General features: G+C 50.4%; 6 protein-coding genes. 4 read left to right on the forward strand and 2 right to left on the reverse strand.

Translation table 11 applies throughout. The features are described 5' to 3' along the window. The first annotated feature begins 2 nt into the window (after positions 1–2). The 4 genes from rbsC to rbsR all read left to right on the forward strand — a co-directional run bounded on the left by rbsC (position 3) and on the right by rbsR (position 3,934). Positions 3–968, forward strand: coding sequence for a ribose ABC transporter permease (gene rbsC / locus HEN33_RS19470; protein WP_000211858.1), 966 nt, complete (start codon positions 3–5; stop codon positions 966–968). A gap of 24 nt (positions 969–992) precedes the next feature. Continuing rightward, positions 993–1,883 (forward strand): ribose ABC transporter substrate-binding protein RbsB, encoded by an 891-nt coding sequence (gene rbsB, locus HEN33_RS19475; RefSeq protein ID WP_001056273.1) that lies wholly within the window; start codon positions 993–995, stop codon positions 1,881–1,883. 125 nt (positions 1,884–2,008) lie between these two features. After that, positions 2,009–2,938, forward strand: coding sequence for a ribokinase (gene rbsK, locus HEN33_RS19480; RefSeq protein ID WP_176263043.1), 930 nt, complete (start codon positions 2,009–2,011; stop codon positions 2,936–2,938). Between the two features lie 3 nt (positions 2,939–2,941). Further along, on the forward strand, positions 2,942–3,934 hold the full coding sequence (gene rbsR / locus HEN33_RS19485; RefSeq protein WP_000224470.1) for a ribose operon transcriptional repressor RbsR: 993 nt from the start codon (positions 2,942–2,944) through the stop codon (positions 3,932–3,934). Here rbsR and mdtD read toward each other — a convergent pair. After that, positions 3,900–5,327, reverse strand: a complete 1,428-nt coding sequence (gene mdtD / locus HEN33_RS19490) for a multidrug transporter subunit MdtD (protein WP_001280843.1) — start codon at positions 5,325–5,327, stop codon at positions 3,900–3,902. The genes rbsR and mdtD overlap by 35 nt on opposite strands. A gap of 22 nt (positions 5,328–5,349) precedes the next feature. After that, positions 5,350–6,042, reverse strand: coding sequence for a FadR/GntR family transcriptional regulator (locus tag HEN33_RS19495; protein ID WP_001131177.1), 693 nt, complete (start codon positions 6,040–6,042; stop codon positions 5,350–5,352). Positions 6,043–6,224 lie beyond the last annotated feature (182 nt).

A 6,224-nucleotide genomic window follows, 5' to 3' on the forward strand; every position in this document is an offset into this window, starting at 1 on the left:
AAATGACAACCCAGACTGTCTCTGGTCGCCGTTATTTCACGAAAGCATGGCTGATGGAGCAGAAATCGCTTATCGCTCTGCTGGTGCTGATCGCGATTGTCTCGACGTTAAGCCCGAACTTTTTCACCATCAATAACTTATTCAATATTCTCCAGCAAACCTCGGTGAACGCCATTATGGCGGTCGGGATGACGCTGGTGATCCTGACGTCGGGCATCGACTTGTCAGTAGGTTCTCTGTTGGCGCTGACTGGCGCAGTAGCTGCATCTATCGTCGGCATTGAAGTCAATGCGCTGGTGGCTGTCGCTGCCGCTCTCGCGTTAGGTGCCGCTATTGGTGCGGTAACCGGGGTGATTGTAGCGAAAGGTCGTGTCCAGGCGTTTATCGCTACGCTGGTTATGATGCTTTTACTGCGCGGCGTGACCATGGTTTATACCAACGGTAGCCCAGTGAATACCGGCTTTACTGAGAACGCCGATCTGTTTGGCTGGTTTGGTATTGGTCGTCCGCTGGGCGTACCTACGCCAGTCTGGATCATGGGAATTGTCTTCCTCGCGGCCTGGTACATGCTGCATCACACACGTTTGGGGCGTTACATCTACGCGCTGGGCGGCAACGAAGCGGCTACGCGTCTTTCTGGTATCAACGTCAATAAAATCAAAATCATCGTCTATTCTCTTTGTGGTCTGCTGGCATCGCTGGCCGGGATCATTGAAGTGGCGCGTCTCTCCTCCGCACAACCCACTGCGGGAACTGGCTATGAGCTGGATGCTATTGCTGCGGTGGTTCTGGGCGGTACGAGTCTGGCGGGCGGAAAAGGTCGCATTGTTGGGACGTTGATCGGCGCATTAATTCTTGGCTTCCTTAATAATGGATTGAATTTGTTAGGTGTTTCCTCCTATTACCAGATGATCGTCAAAGCGGTGGTGATTTTGCTGGCGGTGCTGGTAGACAACAAAAAACAGTAATAACGACTACAGGACATCTTGAATATGAACATGAAAAAACTGGCTACCCTGGTTTCCGCTGTTGCGCTAAGCGCCACCGTCAGTGCGAATGCGATGGCAAAAGACACCATCGCGCTGGTGGTTTCCACGCTTAACAACCCGTTCTTTGTATCGCTGAAAGATGGCGCGCAGAAAGAGGCGGATAAACTCGGCTATAACCTGGTGGTGCTGGACTCCCAGAACAATCCGGCGAAAGAGCTGGCGAACGTGCAGGACTTAACCGTTCGCGGCACCAAAATTCTGCTAATTAACCCGACCGACTCCGACGCAGTGGGTAATGCTGTGAAGATGGCTAACCAGGCGAACATCCCGGTTATCACTCTTGACCGCCAGGCCACGAAAGGTGAAGTAGTGAGCCACATTGCTTCTGATAACGTACTGGGCGGCAAAATCGCGGGTGATTATATCGCGAAGAAAGCGGGTGAAGGTGCCAAAGTTATCGAGCTGCAAGGCATTGCCGGTACCTCCGCAGCTCGTGAGCGTGGCGAAGGTTTCCAGCAGGCCGTTGCTGCTCACAAGTTTAATGTTCTTGCCAGCCAGCCAGCGGACTTTGACCGCACCAAAGGTTTGAACGTAATGCAGAACCTGTTGACCGCTCATCCGGATGTTCAGGCTGTGTTCGCGCAGAATGATGAAATGGCGCTGGGCGCGCTGCGCGCACTGCAAACTGCTGGTAAATCGGATGTGATGGTCGTCGGATTTGACGGTACACCGGATGGCGAAAAAGCGGTGAATGATGGCAAACTAGCAGCGACTATCGCTCAGCTACCCGATCAGATTGGCGCGAAAGGCGTCGAAACCGCCGATAAAGTGCTGAAAGGCGAGAAAGTTCAGGCTAAGTATCCGGTTGATCTGAAACTGGTTGTTAAGCAGTAGTTTTAATCAGGTTGTATGACCTGATGGTGACATAAATACGTCATCGACAGATGAACGTGTAAAATAAAGAAAAGCAGGGCACGCGCCACCCTAACACGGTGGCGCATTTTATGGACATCCCGAATATGCAAAACGCAGGCAGCCTCGTTGTTCTTGGCAGCATTAATGCTGACCACATTCTTAATCTTCAATCTTTTCCTACTCCAGGCGAAACCGTAACCGGTAACCACTATCAGGTTGCATTTGGCGGCAAAGGCGCGAATCAGGCTGTGGCTGCAGGGCGTAGCGGTGCGAATATCGCGTTTATTGCCTGTACGGGTGATGACAGCATTGGTGAAAGCGTTCGCCAGCAGCTCGCCACTGATAACATCGATATTTCTCCGGTGAGCGTGATCAAAGGCGAATCAACAGGTGTGGCGCTGATTTTTGTTAATGGCGAAGGTGAGAATGTCATTGGTATTCATGCCGGCGCTAACGCAGCCCTTTCCCCTGCACTGGTGGAGGCGCAACGTGAGCGTATTGCTAACGCATCGGCATTATTAATGCAGCTGGAATCACCACTCGAAAGTGTGATGGCAGCGGCGAAAATCGCCCATCAAAATAAGACTATCGTTGCGCTTAACCCGGCTCCGGCTCGCGAACTTCCTGACGAACTGCTGGAACTGGTGGACATTATTACGCCAAACGAAACGGAAGCAGAAAAGCTCACCGATATTCGTGTTGAAAATGATGAAGATGCAGCGAAAGCGGCGCAGGTACTGCATGAAAAAGGTATCCGTACTGTACTGATTACTTTAGGAAGTCGTGGTGTATGGGCTAGCGTGAATGGTGAAGGTCAGCGCGTTCCTGGATTCCGGGTGCAGGCTGTCGATACCATTGCTGCCGGAGATACTTTTAACGGCGCGTTAATCACGGCGTTCCTGGAAGAAAAACCATTGCCAGAGGCGATTCGTTTTGCCCATGCCGCCGCTGCGATTGCCGTAACACGTAAAGGCGCACAACCTTCCGTACCGTGGCGTGAAGAGATCGACGCATTTTTAGACAGGCAGAGGTGACGCTTGGCTACAATGAAAGATGTTGCCCGCCTGGCGGGCGTTTCTACCTCAACAGTTTCTCACGTTATCAATAAAGATCGCTTCGTCAGTGAAGCGATTACCGCCAAAGTTGAAGCGGCGATTAAAGAACTCAATTACGCGCCATCAGCTCTGGCGCGTAGCCTCAAACTCAATCAAACACATACCATTGGCATGTTGATCACTGCCAGTACCAATCCTTTCTATTCTGAACTGGTGCGTGGCGTTGAACGCAGCTGCTTCGAGCGCGGCTATAGTCTTGTTCTTTGCAATACCGAAGGCGATGAGCAGCGGATGAATCGTAATCTGGAAACGCTGATGCAAAAGCGCGTTGATGGCTTGCTGTTACTGTGCACCGAAACGCATCAGCCTTCGCGTGAAATCATGCAACGTTATCCGACAGTGCCTACCGTGATGATGGACTGGGCACCGTTCGATGGCGACAGCGATCTTATACAGGATAACTCGTTGCTGGGCGGAGACTTAGCAACGCAATATCTGATCGATAAAGGTCATACCCGTATCGCCTGTATTACCGGCCCGCTGGATAAAACTCCGGCGCGCCTGCGGTTGGAAGGTTATCGGGCGGCGATGAAACGTGCGGGTCTCAACATTCCTGATGGCTATGAAGTCACTGGTGATTTTGAATTTAACGGCGGGTTTGACGCTATGCGCCAACTGTTATCACATCCGCTGCGTCCTCAGGCCGTCTTTACCGGAAATGACGCTATGGCTGTTGGCGTTTACCAGGCGCTATATCAGGCAGAGTTACAGGTACCGCAGGATATCGCGGTGATTGGCTATGACGATATCGAACTGGCAAGCTTTATGACGCCACCATTAACCACTATCCATCAACCGAAAGATGAACTGGGGGAGCTGGCGATTGATGTACTCATCCATCGGATAACCCAACCGACCCTTCAGCAACAACGATTACAACTTACTCCGATTCTGATGGAACGCGGTTCGGCTTAGATTTACGCTGTCTTTTGATCAAATTATTACCATCGGTTGTTTTCAGAAGCATGAACATTGCTGCTGAAGCAACAGTAATAATGCCCATTGTGATAAACGTATAGTGGAATTGTTCGACAGTCGTTGTGCCTTCCATCCCTTCATAAACGCGAAGGACGGCCGCACTTACAGCAACGCCTAAACTGATAGACAGTTGCTGCGTGACCGCCAGAACACTGTTACCGCTGCTGGCGTTGTCATCGGTCAGATCGGCAAGTGTGATGGTATTCATCGCGGTAAATTGCGTCGACATAGCCATCCCTAATATAAACAACGGCAAGATCAGCATCCATATCGCCATTGCTGGTGATTGCAAAGAGAACTGAGCGATCATTAGCCCAATAATTACCGTGATCCCCACTAACGTATGGCGATAGCCCAGACGACGTAAGACTTGGGTAACCATCGATTTTGCAATAATGGAACCTAACGCTGTCGGTGCCATCATACAGCCGGCAATAAACGCCTGATAACCAAATCCTACCTGTAACATCAATGGCATAAGGAACGGTACACAGCCGGTCCCCAGACGGGTTGCAATATTGCCTACTATTCCGATCGAGAAAGTGCGGGTTTTAAATAAATCTAATGAAATTAATGGGTTTAGCGTGCGTCGTGCATGGAGAATATAGAGAAGCAGTAACCCGATGCTGGTGACAATTACCGTCAAGGCTATCCAACTGGCGACAATCTTTTCACCGAATAGCTCTATTCCGCTTGAGAAGAGAACAAGGCTGAGGCCAAACAGCAAAAAGCCAGTGATATCGAATCTGCGTCGTGCGGTGGTGAAATTGGGCATATGTTTGCGCGCGTAAAGAAGGCCGGCAATACCTATGGGGATATTGATTAAAAATATCCAGTGCCAGGTTGCCCAGGTGACCAGCACGCCGCCAAGTACGGGGCCTAAAATTGGCCCCACCAGACCCGGCATGGCGACAAAATTCAATACAGGAAGAAGCTCATTACGAGGATAAGCACGCAGTAAGGCCAGCCGAGCAACAGGCATCATCATTGCGCCACCTATCCCCTGAATAACCCGGAAGACAACCAGCTGTGGTAGCGAGTTAGAAAGTGCGCAGGCCAGAGAACCCAATGTGAACAGACTCACGGCAAGGGTAAATATGCGACGCGTACCGAAGCGATCGGCTAGCCATCCGCTTACCGGAATAAGCATCGCCACCGTCAGCGTGTAACTGATGATGGCTGATTGCATCGCGAGAGGAGAACGATTAAGGCTATGAGCGATTGCGGGTAAGGCGGTATTCAGAATAGTGGCATCAAGTGCCTGCATGAAGAAGGCCATCGCCGCGATCCACGGCAAACCCGCCATACTGCGCTTCTTTTTATCGCTCATTCAATGTCCTGTTATCGGGGTGTCACTTATCAGGTGAGCGTAGCAGCGCCTGACAAGCTTTAAATGCCGCGTCGCCATCGCTTTGGATAATCGCATCAACAATCGCCTGGTGCAGATCCAGCTTTATCACTGTGTCGCTGGTAATTGACGTGAAGTAAGTGTGATAAACCGAATGGAAGAGCGAGGCGAATGAGGTCAAAAACGGATTGGCGCTCATTTCATAGATATGCTCATGCCAGGCCATATCGACCTCAATCCAGCGTTCACGGCGAAAGTTCTCTTTTAATGCCACCATTTCGGCCATTAACGTATTGAGATGCGCCTTCTGTTCCGCGGTGCCAACCGTTGCAGCCAGTAGGCAAGCTTGCGGCTCCAGACAGATACGCATAACCAGAAAGTGATCGATGACCTGATGAAAGTTCTCTTCTGTCATCCACCAGGTAAGCAATTCCTGATCAAGAAAATTCCAGTTTGATTGTGGCATGACCCGGGTACCAATTCGTGGTCGCGGTAAAACCATCCCTTTTGCCGTTAACGTTTTAACCGCTTCGCGTACCGCTGTACGACTCACTCCAAATTGCTCGCCCAGCTCAATCTCACCAGGCAAAATGGTGCCGGGTTCATATTCACCTTTTAAGATCCGTTGCGCCAGCTTCTCAGCCAGAACATACGAAAGGTTTTTCTGTGCAGCTAACTGTTGTGCGCTTAAAGGCATTACTAATCTTCCTTTTTCTTTTTATTCCTCCTTAGTATGCCACCAGGAAGTGTGATTACGGTTGCAAAAACGGCAAATTGCTTGTTTTATGGCACATTAATGGGGCTTTTGCTGAAAAAATGCGCGGTCGGAAAATTATTTTAAATTTCCTCTTGTCAGGCCGGAATAACTCCCTATAATGC

It is taken from the genome of Escherichia sp. 94.0001 (assembly GCF_013369155.2).
Taxonomy (GTDB): Bacteria; Pseudomonadota; Gammaproteobacteria; order Enterobacterales; family Enterobacteriaceae; genus Escherichia; species Escherichia coli_F.

Coding starts and splice junctions, on each gene's coding strand:
- rbsK (WP_176263043.1), top strand. CDS start 2,009: ATGCAAAACGCAGGCAGCCTCGTTGTTCTTGGCAGCATTAATGCTGAC.
- HEN33_RS19495 (WP_001131177.1), bottom strand. CDS start 6,042: ATGCCTTTAAGCGCACAACAGTTAGCTGCACAGAAAAACCTTTCGTAT.
- rbsB (WP_001056273.1), top strand. CDS start 993: ATGAACATGAAAAAACTGGCTACCCTGGTTTCCGCTGTTGCGCTAAGC.
- mdtD (WP_001280843.1), bottom strand. CDS start 5,327: ATGAGCGATAAAAAGAAGCGCAGTATGGCGGGTTTGCCGTGGATCGCG.
- rbsC (WP_000211858.1), top strand. CDS start 3: ATGACAACCCAGACTGTCTCTGGTCGCCGTTATTTCACGAAAGCATGG.